General features: G+C 37.8%; 21 protein-coding genes. 4 read left to right on the plus strand and 17 right to left on the minus strand.

Going from position 1 to position 23,351, the window contains the following annotated elements; all coding sequences use genetic code 11:
- Positions 1–66: 66 nt before the first annotated feature.
- The 4 genes from BUB45_RS13400 to BUB45_RS13415 all read right to left on the minus strand — a co-directional run bounded on the left by BUB45_RS13400 (position 67) and on the right by BUB45_RS13415 (position 2,613).
- On the minus strand, positions 67–807 hold the full coding sequence (locus BUB45_RS13400; protein WP_073010463.1) for a phosphoadenylyl-sulfate reductase: 741 nt from the start codon (positions 805–807) through the stop codon (positions 67–69).
- A 389-nt stretch (positions 808–1,196) separates the two neighbouring features.
- Positions 1,197–1,511 (minus strand): DMT family transporter, encoded by a 315-nt coding sequence (locus BUB45_RS13405; protein WP_073010466.1) that lies wholly within the window; start codon positions 1,509–1,511, stop codon positions 1,197–1,199.
- A complete protein-coding gene (locus BUB45_RS13410) occupies positions 1,511–1,858 on the minus strand; it encodes a DMT family transporter (protein WP_073010723.1) in 348 nt (115 codons plus the stop codon). The genes BUB45_RS13405 and BUB45_RS13410 overlap by 1 nt, the downstream gene beginning before the upstream one ends.
- Before the next feature lie 182 nt (positions 1,859–2,040).
- Positions 2,041–2,613: a TetR family transcriptional regulator gene (locus BUB45_RS13415; protein WP_073010469.1), complete on the minus strand. Its 573-nt coding sequence runs from the start codon at positions 2,611–2,613 to the stop codon at positions 2,041–2,043.
- Between the two features lie 157 nt (positions 2,614–2,770).
- Here BUB45_RS13415 and BUB45_RS13420 point away from each other — a divergent pair, with 157 nt between their 5' ends.
- Both BUB45_RS13420 and BUB45_RS13425 read left to right on the plus strand, forming a co-directional pair.
- Positions 2,771–2,977 (plus strand): helix-turn-helix transcriptional regulator, encoded by a 207-nt coding sequence (locus BUB45_RS13420; protein WP_073010472.1) that lies wholly within the window; start codon positions 2,771–2,773, stop codon positions 2,975–2,977.
- Complete coding sequence (locus BUB45_RS13425) at positions 2,974–3,405, plus strand: hypothetical protein (protein ID WP_084723678.1); 432 nt, start codon at positions 2,974–2,976, stop codon at positions 3,403–3,405. Before BUB45_RS13420 ends, BUB45_RS13425 begins: the two co-directional genes overlap by 4 nt.
- A 264-nt stretch (positions 3,406–3,669) precedes the next feature.
- On the opposite strand, the gene BUB45_RS13430 is transcribed toward BUB45_RS13425, so the two are convergent.
- Complete coding sequence (locus BUB45_RS13430) at positions 3,670–5,097, minus strand: MBL fold metallo-hydrolase (RefSeq protein ID WP_073010475.1); 1,428 nt, start codon at positions 5,095–5,097, stop codon at positions 3,670–3,672.
- 95 nt (positions 5,098–5,192) lie between these two features.
- Complete coding sequence (locus BUB45_RS13435) at positions 5,193–5,855, minus strand: peroxiredoxin (protein WP_073010478.1); 663 nt, start codon at positions 5,853–5,855, stop codon at positions 5,193–5,195.
- Positions 5,856–6,111: 256 nt separating this feature from the next.
- Here BUB45_RS13435 and BUB45_RS20650 point away from each other — a divergent pair, with 256 nt between their 5' ends.
- A complete protein-coding gene (locus BUB45_RS20650) occupies positions 6,112–6,237 on the plus strand; it encodes a hypothetical protein (protein WP_280157498.1) in 126 nt (41 codons plus the stop codon).
- Between the two features lie 250 nt (positions 6,238–6,487).
- Positions 6,488–6,859, plus strand: a complete 372-nt coding sequence (locus tag BUB45_RS13440) for a DoxX family protein (protein WP_073010481.1) — start codon at positions 6,488–6,490, stop codon at positions 6,857–6,859.
- 1,027 nt (positions 6,860–7,886) lie between these two features.
- Here BUB45_RS13440 and BUB45_RS13445 read toward each other — a convergent pair.
- The 11 genes from BUB45_RS13445 to BUB45_RS13495 form a co-directional block, all read right to left on the minus strand.
- Entirely contained in the window at positions 7,887–9,074 is a 1,188-nt protein-coding gene (locus BUB45_RS13445; RefSeq protein ID WP_073010484.1) for a S1C family serine protease, read from the minus strand.
- 176 nt (positions 9,075–9,250) lie between these two features.
- Entirely contained in the window at positions 9,251–10,033 is a 783-nt protein-coding gene (locus BUB45_RS13450) for an MBL fold metallo-hydrolase (RefSeq protein ID WP_073010487.1), read from the minus strand.
- A complete protein-coding gene (locus BUB45_RS13455) occupies positions 10,030–10,974 on the minus strand; it encodes a two-component system regulatory protein YycI (protein WP_073010490.1) in 945 nt (314 codons plus the stop codon). Before BUB45_RS13455 ends, BUB45_RS13450 begins: the two co-directional genes overlap by 4 nt.
- A gap of 3 nt (positions 10,975–10,977) precedes the next feature.
- The gene (locus BUB45_RS13460; RefSeq protein ID WP_073010493.1) at positions 10,978–12,294 is read right to left on the minus strand and encodes a YycH family regulatory protein; all 1,317 of its coding nucleotides are present in this window, start codon (positions 12,292–12,294) and stop codon (positions 10,978–10,980) included.
- Complete coding sequence (gene walK / locus BUB45_RS13465; protein ID WP_073010495.1) at positions 12,294–14,126, minus strand: cell wall metabolism sensor histidine kinase WalK; 1,833 nt, start codon at positions 14,124–14,126, stop codon at positions 12,294–12,296. The genes BUB45_RS13460 and walK overlap by 1 nt, the downstream gene beginning before the upstream one ends.
- 9 nt (positions 14,127–14,135) lie before the next feature.
- Positions 14,136–14,840 (minus strand): response regulator YycF, encoded by a 705-nt coding sequence (gene yycF, locus BUB45_RS13470; RefSeq protein ID WP_073010498.1) that lies wholly within the window; start codon positions 14,838–14,840, stop codon positions 14,136–14,138.
- Positions 14,841–15,471: 631 nt separating this feature from the next.
- Positions 15,472–16,758, minus strand: a complete 1,287-nt coding sequence (locus BUB45_RS13475) for an adenylosuccinate synthase (RefSeq protein ID WP_073010500.1) — start codon at positions 16,756–16,758, stop codon at positions 15,472–15,474.
- Between the two features lie 535 nt (positions 16,759–17,293).
- On the minus strand, positions 17,294–18,652 hold the full coding sequence (dnaB, locus tag BUB45_RS13480) for a replicative DNA helicase (protein ID WP_073010503.1): 1,359 nt from the start codon (positions 18,650–18,652) through the stop codon (positions 17,294–17,296).
- A gap of 340 nt (positions 18,653–18,992) precedes the next feature.
- Positions 18,993–19,439, minus strand: coding sequence for a 50S ribosomal protein L9 (rplI, locus tag BUB45_RS13485; RefSeq protein WP_073010506.1), 447 nt, complete (start codon positions 19,437–19,439; stop codon positions 18,993–18,995).
- Positions 19,436–21,406 carry a DHH family phosphoesterase gene (locus BUB45_RS13490; RefSeq protein WP_073010509.1) on the minus strand — a complete coding sequence of 657 codons (1,971 nt, stop codon included), beginning with the start codon at positions 21,404–21,406 and terminating at the stop codon, positions 19,436–19,438. Before BUB45_RS13490 ends, rplI begins: the two co-directional genes overlap by 4 nt.
- Positions 21,407–21,850: 444 nt before the next feature.
- A complete protein-coding gene (locus BUB45_RS13495) occupies positions 21,851–22,792 on the minus strand; it encodes a YybS family protein (protein ID WP_073010512.1) in 942 nt (313 codons plus the stop codon).
- Positions 22,793–23,351: the final 559 nt, after the last annotated feature.

The raw sequence follows: 23,351 nt of genomic DNA on the forward strand, positions 1-23,351 counted from the left end.
CCAAATACAAAGTATACCAATTAAAATACTAGGAATTAAGTGAAATAAAAAAGATGTTTTATCAAATCATCTCAAATTCCTGTCGTCATTATTTGTATGCAGACCACATTCTGTTTTCGTTTGCCCCGTCCATCTTCCTGCACGTAAATCATCGGATTCTGTTACTTGTGATGTACAAGGGATACACCCAATACTCGGAAAATTATTATCATGCAGTTCATTATACGGCAATTCTCGTTGTAGAATGTAATTCCAGACATCATCCCAAGTCCAATGTATCAATGGACATACTTTAATACTTTTAAATCTTTCATCTTTATTCACAAAATCTGTTTTACTCCGACTTAATGACTGCTCTCTGCGAAGTCCAGAAATCCAAGCAGGCACATTGTCAAGCACCTCTTCAAGCGGTTTAATCTTACGAATAAAACAACATTGATCTGGCTTCCGCTTCCATAACGCTGAGCCATACTTTGCGGCCTGTTCGTCAACGGTCAAATCAGGTTGCTTTAGATGCATTCGCAAATCAGGGTATCTGTTCTTTACTTCATCAATAAGATCGTACGTTTCTTGAAAATGTAACCCTGTATCTAGAAAGACAATCTTCGCATTTGACTTCACCTTAGATAGTAAATCAATGAGTACCATACTTTCTGCACCAAAGCTGCATGCATATACAATGGAATCTCCATACAGATCATACGCCCAACGTAAAATCGTGAAAGCACCCTTTGTATCATCAGTAGGGCTGAAATCTTGAAAAGGGTCGACAGTAAAATTTTGATACGAAAGTATTTGTCGTGTCAAAAACTATCCCTCCTACATGTATTCTTAACGATACTGAAGGTTAAATCACCTTCATGTTGCACTGAAATGAAAAAGAATTACGCTCTTTTTTCAAATGGTAAGAAGAGCAATGTTCCATTTTTATCTTATGCTCCTCTTACCTATCAGATGACTAGTTAGACAAAGCATTCTAAAAATCTGTTTCTAAGATAATGCATAATTACCAATTAATGCTGAAAATAATCTTTGCATATATTGCTTGATATATTATATCTTTTTCCAATAAAAGTCAACGATTTTTTTAACATATGAATAATTTGATATTATTTTTATATTCTAGAATAAATTAAGTGTGACTATAATTTGGAAGGTTCGTAGAAAAAGCGTATATCGCATGGTGATATTTCACTTTACGATATTGCTTTTAACCCAACCACGCCAATGATGATTAAGCCTAAGCTAAACACACGTAGCTTGTTTGTTGATTCCCCAAAGAAAATCATATTCATCAATACAGCTCCAGCTGTCCCAACTCCCATAAATACGGAATAAGCAACACTGACAAGCAAATGAGAGAAAGAGGCATAGAGAAAAGCAAACGATGCGCCTAATCCTCCAAGATACAACAGCCCATTTGCGACGGTCTTGTTTTGACTATATAACCGCAAGCCTAAAACGCCGATGATTTCAAACACAGAAGCACATGCTACTAGAAGCCAACCCATTATGAACGCACCTCCTGCTTCGTTGTTTGCTCTGGTGCATCAAATAATTTCAAACCAATGACACCTAAAACTAACAAGAACATAAAGAAAATTTTCCCCATATTTAAGCTTCCTCCAAATATATAAACATCCATTAACGCCGTTCCTACTGTTCCAGCTGCCGCAAAAATAGCGTATACCGTTCCAGTTGGAATCCCTTCACACGCTTTGGATAAGAAATGTAAGTCTAGTAATATAGCACCTATAATTAATACCCAATGCCACCACGTAGATGCCGTGTTAAAGCCATAAATCCAAATTAATTCAAATACACTTGTCAATACAACATAGATCCATGATTTATTCATTTCCATACTCCTTCTCCCTCGTGACTGACTATCAGTCATTATAGTGCAAGAAAAACTTGGCTAACACCAAGCTGTATATTCAAAACTGGGGTTTACTACCAATTCCATATGGCGATAAGCCTCGTTTTGCTTATACGTCATTCTAAAGTACAGAAAGTGCTTTCTATACCTATTTTGCCAACCTATTTACATAATGCATGTTTAGCAAAGTCCAATACTTCTTTCTTTTTCTGATTTGCTTTTTCTTCATCATGTTTATCAAACAAGTAAGATTGTTCAGCTGCTGCTTCAATTAATCCAATTAATAATTTTGCTGTTGCCTCTACATCGATGGATTCACGCAACATAGCGGTAGCTTTAGGTTGATTTAAAAACTCCTGCATCCAAGCATAATATGGTTCATAAATTTTCTCCCACTCACTTAAATATTGACTGGAAGCCAAACCAGCAAACATAAGCGCATAAATTTCCCGATAATCGTTCGTTATCTTAAAAGCAACATGAACGACCTGTTCCAATTGTGTAATAAATGCTTGCTCAACGTTTACCTCTTCCTTCATCGCCTCTACAATCTTTTGCACCATCACTTCAGCGATGGAAGGCATGACTGCTAATTTGGATGGGAAATATAAATAAAAGGTTCCTTGAGCCACACCTGCACCTTTCACAATATCGGATATCTTTGTTTTTTCAATGCCCTTCTCTTGAAAAACATGAATGGCAGACTGAACAATCTTCTGTTTTTTATTATCCATCCCCTCACCTCCATACACCTAATTAATGACTGATTATCAGTCATTTTACAAGTTGCTCACTTACTTTGTCAAGCTATACTCTTTTTTGCGCTATGTAATATATATATTGAATAATGTAATGTATATGTTACAATAAGGGCAAGGGGGCATTAAACACGTGAAAAATAAAGTAAAATTTGCTCGCTTGCAAGCAGAACTAACCCAACAGCAATTAGCTGAAAAAACGGGGGTGACACGCCAAACGATTAGCTTAATTGAAAAAGGAAAGTACAATCCGACTTTAAATTTATGCTTAGAAATCTGCTATGCGACAGGTCGCTCATTAGACGAAATATTCTGGATTCCAAGAGAGGGAGAAGAGTGATTAAAAAAATGCAAGATGAACGGTTGAAACTCAGAAACTTGAAGCATATTTCAATGGTATTTTTTATACAAACAGTAGGTATATTAGCGATTATTATTTATGATGGAGTTACAAAAGGAATTGACGCGGCATTATCAAGCCCCGTTTGGTTTGTATTTTGCATTTCAATGGTTGTGCTAAGCCTTCTTAACCTAAGCATTTCCATTGATACGTACGAGAATATCATGAGAAGACCAGGGCCTTATTACCGCATTGTGTTGCTCGCTGTTTGTATTGGGTTATTATTTGGATTAGCCGGAAAGTTTCTACCTGGTGGCAGTATTAGCGGTGGGTTGATTGTAGGCAGTGTTGGGTTTATTTGTTTTCTTGCTGTATTTTCTTACGGTTATTATTTAAAAAAGAAGCGATACGATGAACATAAGGAATAAATGACAAAACCTAGAATTTTTATGTTTTTCTATAGAACAAAGGCGCAAGCGCCCGGTTAGCAACGTAGCGAGTGGAACAAATCAACGAAAGTTTTAGGAATCATGTTGAGGCGGTGTTGCACGAACCAATGATGACTTATCGTAGGGCGATTCGTGAAGTCGCCTAGTTGCTGGGCGCTTGCGCCAGACGTGGCTAAATAACTTAGTAAGTTTATTCACAGCTGCAAAATTTTATAATTTCCTAGACTAGTCAAAAGAGGGTGCTTAACCCTCTTTTATTTTATCTTTCGTTGTCTCCAGATTTTGTTGCTCCCAGTTTATAAATCCGCCTTCCACGTTAATAACGTCAAATCCTTGATTTATTAACATGCTTGACGCAATCGCTGAACGCTTTCCTGAGCGACAATGGACAGCAACAGGCTTCTTCGGATTTAATTCATCCGCACGTTCTGCTAATTTTGGAAGCGGAATATGCTTGGCGTTTGGAATATGTGCTTCATCCCATTCATCTATATACCTGACATCCAACACTTGAACATCATCATGCTCTCTTTTCTTGTCAACTACAGATGGGGATTGCGTATCATAGGTTAGTTTCTTAGATGCACTATCTATGACAGACGTAGCAAAAAATCCTTTTAAGTTATCCATCCCCATACCAAGCATTATTTTACGTAAAGGGGCAAATTGATGTGGCTCCGCAATAAGATAGATCGTTTTTTCATAATCGGCTAAACGACCGAGCCATTCGGTAAACATATCAGGATACGGCAGATTAATTGTTCCTGGGATACTTCCAGTAGCAAATGTTTGGATCCTTCGTGTATCAATTACCATCGTCTGGTTATCTTGTGCTAATTCGGCTATTTCGTCACCAGTAAGTTGCATTTCTACCGGTGATGGTACTTTTTGAAGTGGTGTCATACCTGTTTTGTTTACTTCCTTCATCTTTGCGAAGTAAGCAGGCGGTTCTGGCTGTCCATCCAATAACAAGTTGATAAAAGCTGTTTCTTCGGTTGGTTGAAAAGCTGGATTAAACAATCGTTCATAGCCCACTGTGCTTGTCGGCACTGCCCCAAGAGCCTTGCCACAAGCACTTCCTGATCCGTGCCCAGGCCATATTTGTACATAATCCGCATACTTTTTAAACCGGTGAATAGAGCTAAACATCTGTCTTGCTCCCTCTTCGGCAGATCCTACTACGCCTACTGCCTTCTCTAACAGGTCAGGACGGCCAACATCACCAACAAATACAAAATCACCTGTAAATATACCCATTGGTCGATCAGCAACAGCCCCATCGATTAATTCATAAGCCATATGCTCTGGCGTATGTCCAGGAGTGTGGACTGCTCGCAGCTGTACTTTCCCTAATTGGATGGTATCTTGATCACGTAAACCTTTTACAGGTAAGTCGCTACTCCATTCATAGCCCCCATTATCTACACCTTCTATAGAATGGTAAATGGTTGCCCCCGTTCTTCGTGCAAGTTCTGTAACTCCCGATACAAAATCAGCATGAATATGTGTTTCCACTGCTGCAACAATTTGAAAACCTTGCTCTCTAGCTGTTTTTAAATACCCCTCTATATTTCTAGCCGGATCAATAACAGCTGCTTCACCAGTAGCTTGGCAAGCTACCATGTAAGAGGCTTGAGCTAAAGAAGTTTCATAAAAATGGTGTAGATACATACATAAACCCCTTTCTAATTAAATATATTTCGAATATTCAAATATATATTCCTGAAAAGTGTCCCTAGCTTTGCAGCTAGGGAGCTATCCACTGCCTAATTAATTTCTTTCTTACAATAGTACCAATCTACGCAATCATACTCCTGATTATTCATGCGCTCATTAGCTTCTTCTTTTGTTTGCGGTGGTTTAACAATTCCTTTATCGCCAGGTTGCCAATTTGCAGGAGTGGAAACTCCATGCTCATCCGTTGTCCGCAATGCTTTCACAAGTCGGACAATTTCTTCCATGTTTCGCCCTGTTGATAATGGATAATAAATTAAGGCACGAATCGTTTGATTATCATCAATGACAAATACCGCTCGTGACGTTTCTGTGCCATCGGATTCGGGCATAATCATGCCATATTTCGTAGCAACTTTTTGATTCAAATCAGCAATAATCGGAAATTCAATGGTTGTATTAAAGTTTTCTTCAATATTTCTCGCCCAAGCAATGTGCGAACTCACACTATCAATACTTAAGCCGATTAATTCTGTATTCATCTCACGTAGTTGGTCATAGACTTCTTGAAAAGCTACAAACTCAGAGGTACATACGGGTGTGAAATCAGCTGGATGCGAAAACAATACGACCCATCTTCCCTTATAATCTGTTAAAGAAATGTCACCATGGGTCGTTTTTGCAGTAAAGTCAGGTGCTTTTTCACCAATTCTTGGCAAACTGTATGCCTGTGTCGCTTGGTCCATTTGCTCCATCGTAAATCCCCTCTCTACTTTTATTCTTACATAATGCCTATACCTCTAGCCTACTAGAATTAAACTGTATATGGCATAAAAATAGAAATTGTCATTAATTATTAACAATTGAAACAAGCAAACATATGTTGAACAGCAATTATAACGTGTGCATGTATCTTTTTAGAAAACTCTAATTTTTACGACCAAAGCCAAATTTTGCTTATACAATATAACCCCTTACAGTCTATCGTCTAAAGAAGAACAGGGAGTAGCAATGCTCTTATCCAGAAAGCAATTTATTAACGCATTTGTACCCGATGTAAGTGTGCAAAAATACCATCACGCTCCAATAACTGCAGAGGTGAAATCTACTGCAAATAAACGTTTATGGGGCTTGTAATAGGAGAAAAATCGTCGTAACATATCCTTTTTGCCCATCCCTTTCTTTATAGTAGAAAAACGGTGCTTATTGAAAAGTCTGCTGACGTAAGCAATCGTTTCTCTTATACTATCAGTTTGTGCTTTTCTAATAAGTATAAAGGAATTATACGTTGAAGCATAATGCTTAGCAAGTTTGTCCTTCTTCTTGCATATAATGAATTGATCTACATATAAGCGTCTCTACCTTTAATAAGAAGGGGGGAATATCGATGGAAAAACAGTTAAGCCAACCGCTATTTACGTGGGTATGCTATTGCCTAGCGTTTGTTTTTTTAACATCTGGGATCATGAAACTCGTCGCTAGCGATTTTAAAGTACGTTTTGCTGAATTAGGGCTTCCTTTTCCGGAGTTAGCCTTGTTTATCGTTGCCATTGTAGAAGTTGCATGCGGAATGTTGATTGCTAAAAGGTTCTATCTCCATTTAGCCGTACCACCGCTAATTTTAATTATGCTTGTCGCTTTATATTTAACCAAACTACCCACTTTACTCCATCAAGGGGTGCTCCCCTTTCTATTCGAAGCAAGATTAGATATTGTTATATTCGTTTTATTACTGGTTATTTGGAAGAACAAAGGCTAGGGCGCCCGTATAATAATGTAGCAACTGGAACGAATCAACGAAAGTTTTACGAATCATGCTCCTGCATCAGGAGTATGCCGGCGCCCCCGGCAAGCCCTTCTTTAGTCAGCCTTCCTATTTCTACGAACCGATGATGACTTAGCTTAGGGCAATGGAGTGAAGTCGCCTAGTTGCTGGGCGCTGGATTCGGACGTGACTATTTCGTTGAATCCGTATGCCAAAGCAACAAATTTATGCTTTCTTATCTTTTAAGAAAAAATGTAGTGCTCTTTCTTCTCAACTGTTGATAACTAGTGTATAAATGCGGCATACGCTGTTGAAAAGCTGTGTTCATCCACAAAATTATCCACATATGCACAAATGTTCGCAGCTATTTTGTTTTGTTGTTTTTTTCACATACTATATATTGATTTTTATCTTAAAAGTTATTCACAAATTGTGCATAATAAGGACATATCTGTGGATAAGTTCTGTTCCTTGGTCTTTAGTTGAATCATAAAGGATTTGAAAAAACCCTGAACCTGGGAAGGAACAAAGGCTCGGGGCGCCCGGTTAGCAACGTAACAACTGGAACGAATCAACAAAAGTTTTATGAATCATACTCCTGCAACAGGAGTATGCCGGCGCCCTCCGGCAAGCCCGTCTTTAGTCGGCCTTCCTATTTGGAACGAACCGATGATGACTTAGCTTAGGGCAATGGAGTAAAGTCGCCTAGTTGCTGAGCTCTGGAGCCGGACGTGGCTAAATAACTTAGTTAGTTGATCCACAGCTGCTAAACATCGTCATCCCTGTTCATCTGCCTTTTTACGGATCACTATATTGGAAAAGCTATGATATATCAAAGATGCTTCTTGGATATAAAAAGGAAGACTCTCCCTTTTATCTTTTCTTATCGTGTAAAAAGGAGCACCTCATGCTAGGTGCTCCTTTTTCCTTTTTTCAGTTATCCACTTTGTAGATAACTGTTTTGCACTCATAAAACACCAAAAGCAAGGTTATCCACATTGTGGGCAAACCTTGCTTTTGGTTAATTTTGCTTTCCTAGTTGAATCGTTGTCTCGCGTTTTTTGCCATCACGATAATAAGTGACAGCTATTTCGTCTCCTACTTCTTTTTCTTGATAAAGAATCTTTCGAAGATCAATCATATTCATTACTTTCTTGCCATCTAGTTCTGTAATTACATCTAACCGTTTTAGCCCGGCCCGATCAGCAGGTGATAGCGGCTCTACACTCCATACATATACGCCACCCTTAATATTATCTGGGAGACCTAAAGTACTATCCCATTCTGTTTGTGGTACTTCCTCTAAGGAGTAAATTTCTACGCCTAAATAAGGTCTCGTAACCTTTCCTTCTGTTTCCAGTTCTTCTATAATTGGCAGTGCGTAATCAATTGGTATGGCAAAGCCTAACCCTTCTACTGCTGTTTGGTTAATTTTCATCGAGTTTATCCCGATGAGTTGCCCACGAATATTAATAAGCGCACCACCACTATTACCTGGGTTAATGGCTGCATCGGTTTGAATTACTTCTGCTTGCCAGTCCGCTCGTCCATCCTGGTTAAAATCTAGTGGAATGGTTCGTTCAGTGCCGCTAATAACTCCTTGGGTAACCGACCCTGAAAACATAAGCCCAAGTGGATTGCCAATTGCAATAGCAGGTTCACCCCTTTTTACATTTGCCGAAGAGCCCATTTTGATAACTTGTTCTACTTGGTCTCCACCCATTTTTAAAACGGCTAAATCGGAAAAAAGATCTGTTCCCACTAAATCTGCTTCTACATGTGTATCATCAGATAGGACAACCTCAACTGTATCCGCCCCCTCTACAACATGATGATTCGTGACTACAAATGCATTTCCATCTGCCTTTTTATAAATGACACCAGAACCTTCACCAGCTTGACTATTTTCCTCCTGTTGTTGCCAAAAGTCCATTTGACTTTGAATATTAATAACCCCAACAACTGCTGGTGCTACCTGGTTGATGACTTCCGTAATTTGTGATGACACATCTACATTCACCACTTCTTTTGGACCACTACGCTCATTCTTTTGTTGCTCGGCATTATTTAAGATACCTGTATCTACAAGTACAGGAAGTGCGACTGTTACAAGCAAAACACCAAGGATTGCACCAAGCAGCAATGGCACAAGCCAGCCGCTCTTTTTCTTTCTTCGTTTCGGTGGATAATGCTCATCATAATACCCCATATACCTACCCCTTTTTGGGAAAGAGGTTTACTCCTTCCTGAATGATAAATAATTGCTCTTATTATTCCCCGAAAAAGTATGAAAATAACCACATTTACTAGCTAATATTTAAAAATCTCCAGCTTATCATATCAAATCTTTATCGTCATAGATAAATTCTAAAAATTTATACTTCGTCATACTGCAAAAAGAGGTGTAGACTTATCATGGTAAGTATCTAGCAAATCTATCGCGATCCCTCTCTCTTGTAGAACTTGATCTACAGACATTCTAGCTAAATCGCGCATATTATTATCTAAGCTTAAATGTGCTAAGTAAATGCGTTTCGTATTATTATCAATAATATCTGCTAGAGCTAGACCACAATCTTCATTGGAAATATGTCCAGAATCGCCCAATATTCTCCGTTTAACATTCCAAGGATACTTCCCCATCCGAAGCATGCCTACATCATGGTTTGCTTCAAATATATACGCATCTGCACCTTCCACGGTTTTCTTAATGCGGTCGGAAACATACCCTAAATCCGTTACTAATGCTACCTTCTTATCTTCATGATGAAATGTATAAAACATAGGTTCTGCTGCGTCATGGGATACACCAAATGAAGCAACATCCATATCACCAAACGTTTTTACTTCATCCCGATGAAAATAAAATTTTTGATCCACCGATATGTTTCCAATCGATTTTTCCATCGCTTTCCAAGTCTTTTCATTCGCATAGATAGGCAACTGGTACTTGCGAGCAATAATGCCTAATCCTTTTATATGATCACTATGCTCATGCGTTACTAATATTCCCGATAACTTTCGGGGATCCGCATCTATTTCTGCAAATAAACGATCCATCTGCTTTCCACTTAACCCGGCATCAACGAGTAATTTCTCTTGTTCCGTTTCAATGTAAAAAGCATTTCCAGTACTACCTGAAGCTAGTACGCTAAAACGTAAAGTCATTCAAAGTCACTCCGATTATTCTCTATACTATCTTCCACAATAATTTGATTTACCATAATTAGAAATTCCTTCTTCCACTCTATTTCATTACTCATTTGTTGCATTACACTTTCATAATTCTGTAACGTATCTGAAATGAACTTTGTATTATCGCCCATGCTTACATATGGTTCTACCGCACCTACAAAGTAATTCCGTTCTTCATTTACCGTTATTTTATACGTTGGTGCAAAAACCTGAGACGCTCCTGTCTCAGAAGCAATCCGAGTATAATACCCGTACTCTACATTTGTAATTGTGTCTTTCGAATATAATTCATTTTGGTCGAATAAAGTACCGATCGCACTCATTGGCTCATACAGCGTACTTGGCTCTCCTTGCTTTTGCGCATCTCCTAACATTGTTTGCGTATAATAAATCATTTCATTATCTTTATTCAGAAAAACGAGTATTAAACCGTAGCGATTATAATAAATCGTTCGATCCTTTTCTTTCTGAAACAATAACAATACATTAGCATCTTTATCCCAACCATAATACTTGTACTCATCTGAAGAAGCAATATACTTCTTTAGCAATTGACTAACATTGGCATTATTTGGTTGCTTTGGTAATGGGATTGGCTCATCAAATTTAGAGACAAGTAAAGACCCATTAATCAATTCCGTTTCTTGGTTTTTCAATGCTTTTATTTTCCTGTAATCTGTTTCTGTATAGGTTTTTGGGGCAATATTCATATACGTATCTTTCTTTACACCTATATGATAATCACGAATCTTAATATCTTCCTGCTTCAACTCTTCTTCCAAGGTTGGTTCATTTGGATTTGTGCGATCATATGAATCGATACTACTTTGTTTATCCATAAACTCTACAAACAAATAAATATTAAGGATTAAAAAACATAATATAAATAAGGTTTTAATCTGACTCCACTGCATATCTTAAACTCCTCCCTGTTGTGAAGTGGGAGTTTCTAAGTCTGGAAACAGTTTTTTCCATGTTCCATTGATTTGCATAAACCAAACCGGATTTAAAATAACCGAGTTATCCGTTTGATACTGAAAATCATACATTAATTGAATATCTTGGATTTGATCAACCTCGTCGGTTAACTCATCGTTTACATAACGGATTACATCTGCTCCAGAAGGGACATCGATATCTTCTGTACGCACTTCATTGCTAAGCTTTAATAATGAACGATTATAGCGATAAATATCAAGCCCTTGGTACTGGACTTCCATCAAGGATAAGCCGTATTCATTATAAACAGGATAACCATTATAACTCATTCGGTAAATCACTCGATTCGATGAAGTATCTAAATCATACAATTGATAATTGCCAAACCAACCATCGTGTGAATCTATCGTTGAAATACTCCGATCGATTAATTCTACTGGATCATTTTGACCTGCATCATTATCCGTAGCATATGGATAATAGTACTCTAATTTTGTCTCATGATATTGTATTCGCATCTCGCGCTCACTATCAGCAAAATAGAACTCTCCAATGCCTCTTTCCCCTTCATCAGATCGATTCACTCTAGTCGTATTTGGAAATAAAGCTCTCACAAATCGGTCTGACGGTATCTTATTTACAATAAGCGAACGCTTTTTTAAATCTTTTGTTTTGCTAGGAATGAAAATGTCTCTTTCCCCTTCGTTAAATAGTAAAAACTCGGTTAAGTCTTCTCGAGAAGCAAATAATTGCTTAAACTGATTATAATTGGCGGAATTACTTACCGAAGCAGTCGCTTGTCTTCTACCATCAACGGAAGGAAACAGCACGGTTATTGTTGATGTATCTTCTTTCAGGCGTAAATATATATGATCAAAGGACCAATTTGCGTCCACTTTATCTGTGTTTGTAAACTGAAATAGACTCGTTACAACCTGAATTGGCAACGCATCTGGAAATCTGATTTCTATATCAAAGTCATCTGCGTCCCAATTCGCATCTTTAATAGTAAAGTTTGTATACACCCATGTTTGCATGTCTTCAAATAGCTGTTGCTGCTTTTGTGGATCTTTATATCCTAAATGCTGCTGCCCTGCATGAAAAATAATGGAACTAGGTAGGATGACATTACTCTCCGCTTCCATTTTGTTACCACCAACACTAGTGTCACTTACGTTTTCCTTATCATCCAGTTCTTCAAATTCAGATTGATAATTCCATAATCCAAACGTTAATAATAAACTAAGTCCAATTAACAATACTAATAAAATGGATTTAAACGTCTCTAGTTTCATTATGCACCTCTCCGCTTCTGATTCATAAGCGGAAGCGTAAAGTAAACGGTTGTTCCTTTACCTTCTTTGCTTGTCGCCCAAATTTGACCATGATGAGCCTCTACAAGTTCCTTAGCAATGGCTAAACCAAGACCTGTGCCACCAAGCTTTCTTGTTCGTGCTTTATCAGCACGATAAAAGCGTTCAAAGATCTTTTCTAATTTATCATATGCAATCCCCATACCTTCGTCTTGGATACTAATTAACAATTGATGTCGTTTATACTCCGTTTTTAGCTTAATCGTGCCACCTTCAGGGGAATATTTAATAGCATTTGTAATAATGTTATCAAGCACCTGTGTCATCTTATCCTTATCCATCCAAACATAGTAGCTACCGTTAGGTAACTCCCGTTGTAAATGAATGCCTTTTGGCGTTTGCATCTCAAAACGGTCAATAATTTGATGATAATAACTTACAAATTCAACGCGTTCCTTATGCAATGGATATTCTTTTGCATCCATTTTCGAGAGTTGCAGTAAATCATTGACCATACGAATCATCCGCTCTGTCTCATTATGCACGACACCGAGAAACTTAGGGGCAATTTCTTTATCTTCCCATGCGCCATCATTTAAAGCTTCTACATAGCTTCTCATCGTAGTAAGCGGTGTTCTAAGTTCATGGGAAACGTTGGATACAAACTCTCTTCGTTCTGCTTCTACTTTTTCCTGCTCTGTTACATCACTAATCACCGTAATAAATCCAGTAATTTCCCCTTCTTCATCTAGAACCGTAGAAAAATTAGACCGAATAATAAAATCCTCATCATTTTCTCCAAAATCAATAATCATCGAGCCACTATTGTGCAATTCGGTAATATCCACCATTTTATCTTCCAGATGTAATATATCGAGTAAGTAGGACCCCATCACATCATCTGGATTATGGCCAATTAATCTTCCAGCAGGCTCATTCATTAAAGTTATTGCTCCCGAATTATCTGTAGCGATAACACCATCCGACATATTCGATAAAACGGAGCTTAGCTTTCGTCGTTCTTCTTCAATCGTTGCATAGGAATGCTTTAGCTGATTATTTAAATCGTTAAATGTTTCAGCCAAATGACCAATTTCATCCCAACCGTATACATTTACTTTTTGGGTGAAATCACCCCTGGCCATTTTTTGAGCCTGACGACGCATTTCAATAATCGGTTTCGTAATCGTTCGTGCAACTAAAATACCGATAAAGGCAGATACAGTAATAGCTAAGACAGAACCTTGAAAGAATATTTCATTAATACTCATTAATTGATCGTACACGGGTTCTAAAGACGCCTCTAAATAAATAACACCTAAGACAATATCTCTATTTTTTTCATCTACAATAGGATGAGCTAGTACATAAAAACGGTCATTATCTCTTACATTATTACTATGTTCTGTTGAATTCGTCGTTAGTGTACGCTGAATAATCCCTCTCGTCGTTTTTTTATTAATTTCATCACGCGAATTGTAATCATTTGTTGCCATGACTCGGCTCTGATTATCAACAACTTGTAGACTTGAAATATCTTGCGTGTCTACTTCGGAAACAATACTTTGAACTTCTTCTTTTAATGAGGGTTGATCTGGGTTTTCCTCATCACGTTCACGGTTAAATGCCTGCTCCAAGTTGTAACTTAACAGCTCTACTCTTGAAGCAATGGAATCTTCAAAGGTAGTTACTAAATTATTTTCTAATTCGGTAGTAAAAAAGGAGCCGATAACTTGAATAGCTACCAGCAATAAAAGAATATATATAATGATAAACTTTAATTGAATAGAACGAAAAAAACCTACTTTTTTCATGTAATAAACCTACTCCTGATCAGGATTTCGTAAATAATAGCCTACTCCTCTACGTGTCACGATCCACATAGGGTTACTAGGAGTCTCTTCAATTTTCTCTCGCAACCTACGCACGGTCACATCTACCGTACGAACATCACCAAAATAATCATAACCCCATACGGTTTCTAATAAATGTTCTCGTGTCATTACTTGTCCCATGTGTCGAGCGAGGTAGTGCAATAATTCAAATTCACGATGTGTTAATTCAATTTGCTCGCCATCTCGTGAGACAACATAAGCATCAGGGTGAATAACGAGCGAACCAATTTGAATATCTTTAGAGGCTTTTGTTGTATCCTCAGGCACCACTTGTTGCCTACGTAAGTTCGCCTTTACACGAGCAATTAATTCCCGATTGCTGAACGGTTTCGTCACGTAATCATCTGCTCCCAATTCCAATCCGAGTACTTTGTCAATTTCCGAATCTTTTGCCGTCAACATAATAATTGGCATTGTTTGTGTTTTTCGTATTTCCCGACAGACTTCATTCCCATCTTTATTCGGTAACATAATATCCAATAGAACTAAATCCGGGGTTTCCTCTGTTGCTAACTTAATCGCTTCATCCCCATCATACGCTACAACGACTTCATAGCCTTCTTTTTCTAAATTAAACTTCAATATATCTGCAATTGGCTGTTCATCATCAACAACTAATATTTTTTGACTCATTTTCGCCACATCCTTCTACTCTAATATTTATTTTATCGTACTTTTGTATGCAGTGAAACTTTCAAAACTTCATTGGCTATTTATCAACAGCTTGTGTTTTTTCATTCGAAGGGATAACGTTTAAATAATCTATACTTTCCTATAGTTAAAACTATATTTTTGGTCTAGTTTCCTAAGAAAATGAATAAAAACCGCTTAGTAAAAATAACATCCCTATTACTACATCAAGCATTTTTATCCCATCAAATCGATCTATATATGTGTAAAATCATGTCTTCCACCGTGCTTACAGTGGAAGGCATTATCTTATCTGTGGATCAAATGCCTTTTCTATAAATAAATGAAATGGAACTTTTCGTATTTCGTGGAGAATCATTACTGCAGTGATAGGAGGTATGATTAATTCGTATTTAAAGTGATGTGCTGCCTAACACTTCAATTCTATACTAGAAAAAGGACTGATTCAAGAGACTTCCTCTTTTACCAGTCCTTTTTCTTCTCTACCATGTGTTGTGACATGGGACAATTAAATCTTAAACCGCACAGTTTCTATGAAAAAGTTTAGCCGCTGTAGTAACTAGATATCAGATCCTCTAAAAGCAATTCCCATACACTACAGATTACAAATTGCTTAGCTGTAAACACTTCGAACTACATTTGTTTGCGAGCGATCTGGTCCTACAGAGAATATAGAAAGTGGAATACCTGTTAGTTGAGACACACGCTCTAAGTAGTGCCTTGCATTTGCAGGCAAATCGCCCAAACTTGTTACCCCTGTAATATCTTCTGTCCATCCTGGCATTTCCTCATACACGGGTTCACACGCAGCAAGTTCTGCTAGTGTTGCAGGGAACTCATGTATAATTTCACCTTGATATCGGTATGCCACACAAATTTTCAACGTTTTAATGCCTGTTAATACATCAATCGAATTCAAAGATAAATCGGTAATCCCACTCACTCGACGAGCATGACGAACAACAACACTATCAAACCAGCCGACACGGCGAGGACGACCTGTTGTGGTGCCATATTCTCGGCCTACTTCTCGAATTTGCTCACCTATCTCATCATGTAGTTCTGTAGGAAAAGGTCCATCACCAACACGAGTTGTATATGCTTTAGAAACACCGACAACATGGTCAATTTTGGTTGGCCCAACTCCTGATCCAATAGTAACACCACCAGCAGTCGGATTGGAAGAGGTCACAAATGGATAGGTACCTTGGTCGATATCGAGCATAACCCCTTGCGCCCCTTCAAATAACACACGACGACCTTGATCCAATGCATCATTCAATACGACAGATGTATCGCACACATATGGAGCCATTTGCTGACCATAATCATAATAAACATCAACAATGTCTTCCAGCTTCATCGGCTCTACGCCATAAAGTTTTTCAAATAAACGATTTTTTTCTAGTAAATTTTGTTCTAACTTTTTACGAAATATATCTTTATTCATCAAATCGGCAATCCGAATACCGCAACGAGCGGCTTTGTCCATATAAGCTGGCCCAATTCCCTTTTTAGTTGTGCCAATCTTGTTAGCGCCTTTTTCTTCTTCTTGTAAAATATCCAGCTTTAAATGATAGGGAAGAATGACATGTGCACGATTGCTAATACGCAGATTATCAGTCGAAATATGACGCTCATGTAAATAAGCTATTTCCTCCACGAAAGCTTTTGGGTCAATTACCATTCCATTTCCTAATACACACGTTTTCTCATTAAAAAATATGCCTGATGGAATTAAATGTAATTTATACGTAATGTTGTCAAATTTTATTGTGTGTCCCGCATTGTTACCACCTTGATAACGTGCAACAACTTCAGCATTTTGCGATAAGAAATCGGTAATTTTTCCTTTTCCTTCATCGCCCCACTGCGTTCCAACTACGACTACTGAGGACATAATGCACCTCCACTTAAGTTATAAGCTCTATTCATTTGCTTTTTCATAATTACTTGCTTATTTTATCAATTATTTTTTACTTAGTCAACGCTAAATGCGAACGTTGATTTTGTTTTTTTGTTATTTGTTCGCTTAAACTACGATGTTACTATTACATATGGCTATTTAAAAATTGCTCCGTAAGGTAACATTTTATACCTTGTTCGTTGCAGAAATACTTTCCTATAGTAGAACAAAGGCTCGAGCCGCCCGTTTAGCAACGTAGCGAGTGGAACAAATCAACGAAAGCTTTAGGAATTATGCCACTAAAACAGGAGGTATGCCGACGGCGGGTGGCAAGCCCGTTTTTAGTCGACCTTACTCTTGGCTATGAATCGATGATGACTTAGCTTAAGGCAATTCGTAAAGACGCCTAGTTGCAGGACGATAAAGCCGGACGTAGCTAAATAACTTAGTTGTTTATCCATATATGCTAAATTTTGTAATTTAATAGACCATAAAAAAAACAGCCTTCATACGCTAAAGGCTGTTTGACTTATGCTGGAGGAATATCGCTATCCGAATAACGATGATCCAAGTCAACGAATTTATTATATTCTTTTACAAACGCTAAATCGACCGTCCCTACCGGACCATTACGTTGCTTCGAAATGATAATTTCAATAATGTTTTGTTTTTCCGATTCCGAATCATAATAATCATCTCGATATAAAAACCCTACAATATCCGCATCTTGTTCAATACTCCCCGATTCCCGCAAATCAGACATCATAGGGCGTTTGTCTTGTCTCGATTCTACGCCACGAGATAGCTGAGAAAGGGAAATCAATGGTACATTCAATTCTCGCGCTAAACCTTTTAAAGAACGGGATATTTCCGATACCTCTTGTTGCCTATTTTCTTTCGAATTGGCACTTCCTTGGATAAGTTGCAGATAATCGATTAAAATCATTCCTAAACCATGTTCTTGCTTTAATCTTCGACATTTGGATCTTATGTCTGCAACCCGTATGCCTGGCGTATCATCAATATAAATACCTGCATTGGATAAACTACCCATTGCCATCGTTAATTTACTCCAGTCCTCAGCTTGCAATTGTCCATTACGTAAACGCTGAGCATCTATATTTCCTTCTGCACAGAGCATACGCTGTACTAACTGGTCTGCTCCCATTTCTAAACTGAAAATAGCTACATTCTCATCCGTATTTACAGCCACATTTTGCGCTACGTTCAATGCAAAAGCTGTTTTACCTACGGAAGGACGTGCAGCAATAATAATTAGATCATTCCGTTGAAAGCCAGAAGTGATTCGATCTAAATCACGGAAACCAGTAGGAATTCCTGTTACATCACCATTTTGATGATGCAGTTGCTCAATATTATCGTAGACGTCGATTAGCACATCTTTAATATTTTTAAACGCTCCAGAGTTCTTTTTCCCAGATACATCAAGAATGGTTTTCTCGGCTTCATTTAAAACATCCTCTACTTCATCTTGCCTCTCAAAGCTTGATGTTACTATATCTGTGGCTGATCGAATCAATCTTCGTAATAACGCTTTTTCTTCAACAATCCGACAATAATAGCCTATATTGGCAGATGTAGGTACACTATCTGCTACTTGTGATAAATATTGCACGCCACCTACTTCATTTAACTGGTTCGCATTGTGTAAATAAGCAGTTACAGTTACGACATCAATAGGTTCCCCCCGATCGGATAAAGCCATCATACTGGAAAAAATACGTTGATGTGCTGCTTTATAAAAATCTTCTGCAACTAATATCTCAGAAGCCGTAATAAATGCTTCTGGATCGATAAATATTGCTCCAATAATCGACTGTTCAGCTTCCATATTATGCGGTGGGGTGCGATCTATTTGGGTATTCATGTGTAGTCCCCCTTTTAAAACAGATACTATAGATGAAGAAATTGGAACTATGGGATGAAAAAAATTTATGATTTCATATTGCAAGAAATATTGCTACTTCTAAGCCCCATAATTTGCTCCGGAAATATACTTCACTTTTTCAGCAAACGGACAACCCTCTTTTTTAGAATTAATGACGCCTTACAGACGTGAAGGTAAGCCAAATTTTTCTAACTGAACAGAGAAGTTGCAACATGCTTTCAAGCATAAAAGATTCTACGTATTTTCCGGAGCTCATTATAGTCACTATTCATCTTTAAAGTTGCTGCTAATTTATAAAAATATTGCTAAACCGCCTCATTTACTTTTCACTTACACGCACTTTAATGGAACCGTCTACTTCAGGATGCAATTTTACAGGTACATTTGTATACCCTAAAGATCGAATCGGTGCATCTAACTCTATTTTTCGCTTATCAATTTTATAGCCATAATTCTTTTCTAACGCTTCAGAGATTTGTTTGCTCGTAATGGAACCAAACAAACGTCCACTGTCCCCTGATTTAGCCGTTAATTCTACAGTTATGTCTGCAAGTTTATTTTTCAATTGAATAGCTTCATCTTTTTCTTTTTGTTCTAACTGGTCTTGTTTTTTCTTCTTCGCTTCTAATGCTTTTAAATTACCTGGTGTTGCTTCTTGGGCTAAGTTATTTTTTAATAGATAGTTACGTGCATAACCATCAGAGACATTTTTTACTTCACCTTGTTTTCCTTTACCTTTTACGTCTTTAAGAAATATTACTTTCATTCTGATTCGCTCCCCTCATAATATTCATCTAAGATATCTTTTAACAACTGTTCGGCTTCATCAATTGTCGTATCTTCAATCTGCGTGGCGGCATTTGTTAAATGTCCACCACCATTCATTTTTTCCATAATCACTTGCACATTAATAGCCCCCAACGATCGAGCGCTAATGCCAACCTTTCCGTCCTTGCGTTCCGAAATAACAAAAGAAGCAGCTATCCCGCTCATCGTTAATAAAATATCGGCCGTTTGAGCGATTAATACAGGACCATGAATTTGTCCTTCTTTCGCTTTTGCGATAGCAATTTTATTACGGTATATTTGTGCTCGTTCAATTAGTTTACTTCGCTCGACATATACATCGATGTCCTCTTTTAACAGTTCCTGAACAAGTACTGTGTCGGCGCCTTTGGATCGTAAGTATGAAGCAGCATCAAATGTTCTTGACCCTGTTCGTAAAGTGAAACTTTTCGTATCGACAATAATCCCTGCTAATAAAGCAGTTGCCTCCAACATACGTAATTTTAATTTTTTCGGTTGGTACTCTAAGAGTTCTGTTACCAATTCTGCCGTAGAAGATGCATATGGTTCCATATATACTAAAGTTGGGTTGTCAATAAAATCTTCCCCTCGACGATGATGATCAATGACTACTTTGTAATCGGACTTTTGTAAGAGTGCTTCACTTGCTACCATTGCTGGTCGATGTGTATCTACGACAACGACTAGACTACGGTTGTTGATAAGTGAATTTGCTTCATCAGGATCTACAAAGTATTGCCAAAGCACCTCATCTTCCTTAATTTTATCTACTAACCGATAAACACCTGTATCAATATCATTTGGATCAAACACGACATATCCTTCTACGTCATTGGCAAGCGCAATATTTAAGATGCCGATAGCAGCACCGATTGAATCCATGTCAGGTGATTTATGCCCCATAATGATCACATTATCACTAGCTCGAATTAACTCTTTTAACGCATGGGAGATTACCCTTGCTCTTACGCGCGTTCGCTTTTCCATTGGGTTTGTTTTCCCACCGTAAAAACGAACTTTTCCCGTCTCGTCCTTAATCGCTACTTGATCGCCACCTCGACCTAATGCAAGGTCTAAGCTCGATTGGGCTAATTCCCCAAGTGTAGGCAAGTCAACATCCCCCATGCCGATACCAATACTTAATGTAACCGGGGTATTGCGCTCTCCGCTTAATGCACGTACTTCATCTAAGATTTCAAATTTCGAATTTTCTAGATTTGTGAGGATTTCTTTTGTTCCAACGGCTAAAAAACGTTCCTGAGAAGTTCGTTTTAAATATAGACCGTGATGTTTGGACCATTTATTTAATACCGATGTCACTTGTGAGTTTAATCGACTTTTATTTGTATCGTCCATGTTCTGCGTAATTTCTTCATAGTTGTCTAGAAAAATAAAACCAAGAACCGTCTGCTCATTTCGATACTGTATTTGTAATTCCGATTGTTCTGTACGATCAAATAAATAAAGGAGTCGTTCTTCTTTCTTTACAACCGTTTCGAACACATAATCTTGCAACTCAAACCAGATCTTCTCTTTATTTTCTTTAATCATCGGTATTAAATCCTCTGATAATTTATGAAGTGAATCGCCGACCAAACTTCCATCATCAAAACGATTCATATATGGATTTGCCCATTCTATTTTAAAATCATCATTATATAAGATAATTCCAAACGGCATTTCTAATAACGCTTCTTCTCCGACCTTTTTTACACGGTACGACAATGTCGTTATATATTTTTCAGCTTCATCTTGCAGAGCTTGCTCCGAACGCATACTGTAATAGAATGAAACGACTAACAATACTGTCATAATCATTCCCAGCACCCATTGAAAATACCAAATAAATCCTAATAAAATGATGGAAATTGCGTAAATAAACCATACATGGTTTCTCAGTGTCGGCTTTTTTTGCTTATCGGGCATCACATTCAGCTCCTACTATGCAACACTTATTTTATTCCTTAATCGGTAACCTTCTCTGGCACCATTGTATGAACAAAGGCTCGGGGCGCCCCGTTAGCAACGTAGCGAGTGGAACAAATCAACGAAAGTTTTAGGAATCATACTCCTGCAACAGGAGTATGCCGGCGCCCTCCGGCAAGCCCATCTTTAGTCGGCCTTCCTATTTGGAACGACCGATGATGACCTATCATAAGGCGATTTCGTGATGTCACCTAGTTGCTGGGCGCTGGGGCCAGACGTGGCTTATTCAATTATGTTGTTATGCACAAGCCACTATTTTATACCTTCTTATCTTTTTAGAAAAACTTGGCTTGTCGCCAAGTCTTATGGCGAATGGCATAGTTTTTTTATACTATAAACCTTTAAACTTTATACTTCCCTATAGTGTACCATTCTTCTATCGCCTTATTTCTTCCCCATCCGCTCTCTTAAGTTCATTCCGATATCTAGGATGCCTAAAAATCGAATAATAAACATAAACGTTGGCATGAGCAATACTAAAATGATACTAATAATTGGAAATGCCTTGGACATTTTTTTATCATGTGCAAAGAAAAATAAAAACGAAAATCCTTGAATCGTTAAAATAAGTTGTGCAATTACTAATAAATTTTGTATAGCCATCGACATTGTGCCACTATCAGCATCCGCTACCATAAAAGCTGCAAGTAGAACAAAAAGATAAATAAACAGGACGCTTGAAGGAAAACGTAATGAACGGAATGGCGGAAAACGTAATTGTCGTTTTTCAATCCGATTCATCAGCTTATAAGCGAGCCATTGACTAATTAGTGCTTGAATAATTGCTATGAACAGAAAATAGAATGGAAGAAGGTTCATTAACCCTTCCGTTACTTGCTCCATTGTTTCCTTAACGACATCAGTTTGCTCTTGGTTACCAAACTGCTCCATCATACTTGTTGATCTTGCTAATGATTCGTCCATTAGGGATTGGAACTCTGCAACCATATTTACTTGCAAAACAAGCTGTACAAATAAAAATATAAGTAGCATTCCAACAATATATCCAAATGTTCCTCTTGCTAACGTTTCATAAGCGGTTATTTTTTTATGAATTGCCTCACCAATCATTATACCACCAATAATTGTAGGTACAGCAAGCGGTAATGCAAGAACTGTTCCTAGCAATATAGATAAAATAATCGTTGCAACAGCCATTACTAAAGCCGGTTTCCAGCTATGTCTTGCTGTATACATTACAAAAGGAATTGGCAATACAAAGATAGCAATTGGTGTTATTACTGGAATAAATAAACCAGCTAACAATATGATAATGAATAGACCAGTAAACAATGCACCGTCTACTTGTTTTTTAGTTTGATTCATTTTGCACCTCACTACCTTAAGTTGTTACTATTCCATTCTAATATGATAACATGTTTTTTACTCTAATAGTTGTCGAAAAGCATAGAAATATTATTTCCCGGGTAATATTATTTTAATATAGTATTTTAGTAAAAACGCAATTCGATTAGAAAAATTTGGCATGTCGCCAAGTCTTATGGCGAATGGCATCGTTTTTCTTATACTATAAACCTTTAAACTTGTATACTTTCCTATAGTAGAACATTGGCTCAGGGCGCCCGTTTAGCAACGTAGCCGAGTGGAACGAATTAACGAAAGTTTTAACTAAAACAGGGTTATTCCGACGCACTAAGGCAAATCCGTTTTAGTCAGCCTTGCTATTTAGCACGAACCGATGATGACTTAGCTTAGGGCAATGGAGTGAAGTCGCCTAGTTACTGGGCGCTGGAGCCAGACGGGGTTATTTCGTTGAATTCATATCCCAAAGCGACTAATTTTATACTTTCTTATCTTATTAGAAAAACTTGGCTATCACCAAGTCTTGATCGCAGAAACTGTCGTTTTCTTTTGTCGAAGTTGG

Source organism: Virgibacillus chiguensis (assembly GCF_900129865.1).
Classification (GTDB): Bacteria; Bacillota; Bacilli; order Bacillales; family Amphibacillaceae; genus Virgibacillus; species Virgibacillus chiguensis.

Bases quoted from the DNA above. Each gene is read 5' to 3' on its own strand.
- BUB45_RS13405 (WP_073010466.1), bottom strand. From the start codon at position 1,511: ATGGGTTGGCTTCTAGTAGCATGTGCTTCTGTGTTTGAAATCATCGGC.
- BUB45_RS13410 (WP_073010723.1), bottom strand. From the start codon at position 1,858: ATGAATAAATCATGGATCTATGTTGTATTGACAAGTGTATTTGAATTA.
- BUB45_RS13415 (WP_073010469.1), bottom strand. From the start codon at position 2,613: ATGGATAATAAAAAACAGAAGATTGTTCAGTCTGCCATTCATGTTTTT.
- BUB45_RS13430 (WP_073010475.1), bottom strand. From the start codon at position 5,097: ATGTATCTACACCATTTTTATGAAACTTCTTTAGCTCAAGCCTCTTAC.
- BUB45_RS13435 (WP_073010478.1), bottom strand. From the start codon at position 5,855: ATGGAGCAAATGGACCAAGCGACACAGGCATACAGTTTGCCAAGAATT.
- BUB45_RS20650 (WP_280157498.1), top strand. From the start codon at position 6,112: ATGCTCTTATCCAGAAAGCAATTTATTAACGCATTTGTACCCGATGTA.
- BUB45_RS13440 (WP_073010481.1), top strand. From the start codon at position 6,488: ATGGAAAAACAGTTAAGCCAACCGCTATTTACGTGGGTATGCTATTGC.
- BUB45_RS13445 (WP_073010484.1), bottom strand. From the start codon at position 9,074: ATGGGGTATTATGATGAGCATTATCCACCGAAACGAAGAAAGAAAAAG.
- BUB45_RS13450 (WP_073010487.1), bottom strand. From the start codon at position 10,033: ATGACTTTACGTTTTAGCGTACTAGCTTCAGGTAGTACTGGAAATGCT.
- BUB45_RS13455 (WP_073010490.1), bottom strand. From the start codon at position 10,974: ATGCAGTGGAGTCAGATTAAAACCTTATTTATATTATGTTTTTTAATC.
- BUB45_RS13460 (WP_073010493.1), bottom strand. From the start codon at position 12,294: ATGAAACTAGAGACGTTTAAATCCATTTTATTAGTATTGTTAATTGGA.
- walK (WP_073010495.1), bottom strand. From the start codon at position 14,126: ATGAAAAAAGTAGGTTTTTTTCGTTCTATTCAATTAAAGTTTATCATT.
- yycF (WP_073010498.1), bottom strand. From the start codon at position 14,840: ATGAGTCAAAAAATATTAGTTGTTGATGATGAACAGCCAATTGCAGAT.
- BUB45_RS13475 (WP_073010500.1), bottom strand. From the start codon at position 16,758: ATGTCCTCAGTAGTCGTAGTTGGAACGCAGTGGGGCGATGAAGGAAAA.
- dnaB (WP_073010503.1), bottom strand. From the start codon at position 18,652: ATGAATACCCAAATAGATCGCACCCCACCGCATAATATGGAAGCTGAA.
- rplI (WP_073010506.1), bottom strand. From the start codon at position 19,439: ATGAAAGTAATATTTCTTAAAGACGTAAAAGGTAAAGGAAAACAAGGT.
- BUB45_RS13490 (WP_073010509.1), bottom strand. From the start codon at position 21,406: ATGCCCGATAAGCAAAAAAAGCCGACACTGAGAAACCATGTATGGTTT.
- BUB45_RS13495 (WP_073010512.1), bottom strand. From the start codon at position 22,792: ATGAATCAAACTAAAAAACAAGTAGACGGTGCATTGTTTACTGGTCTA.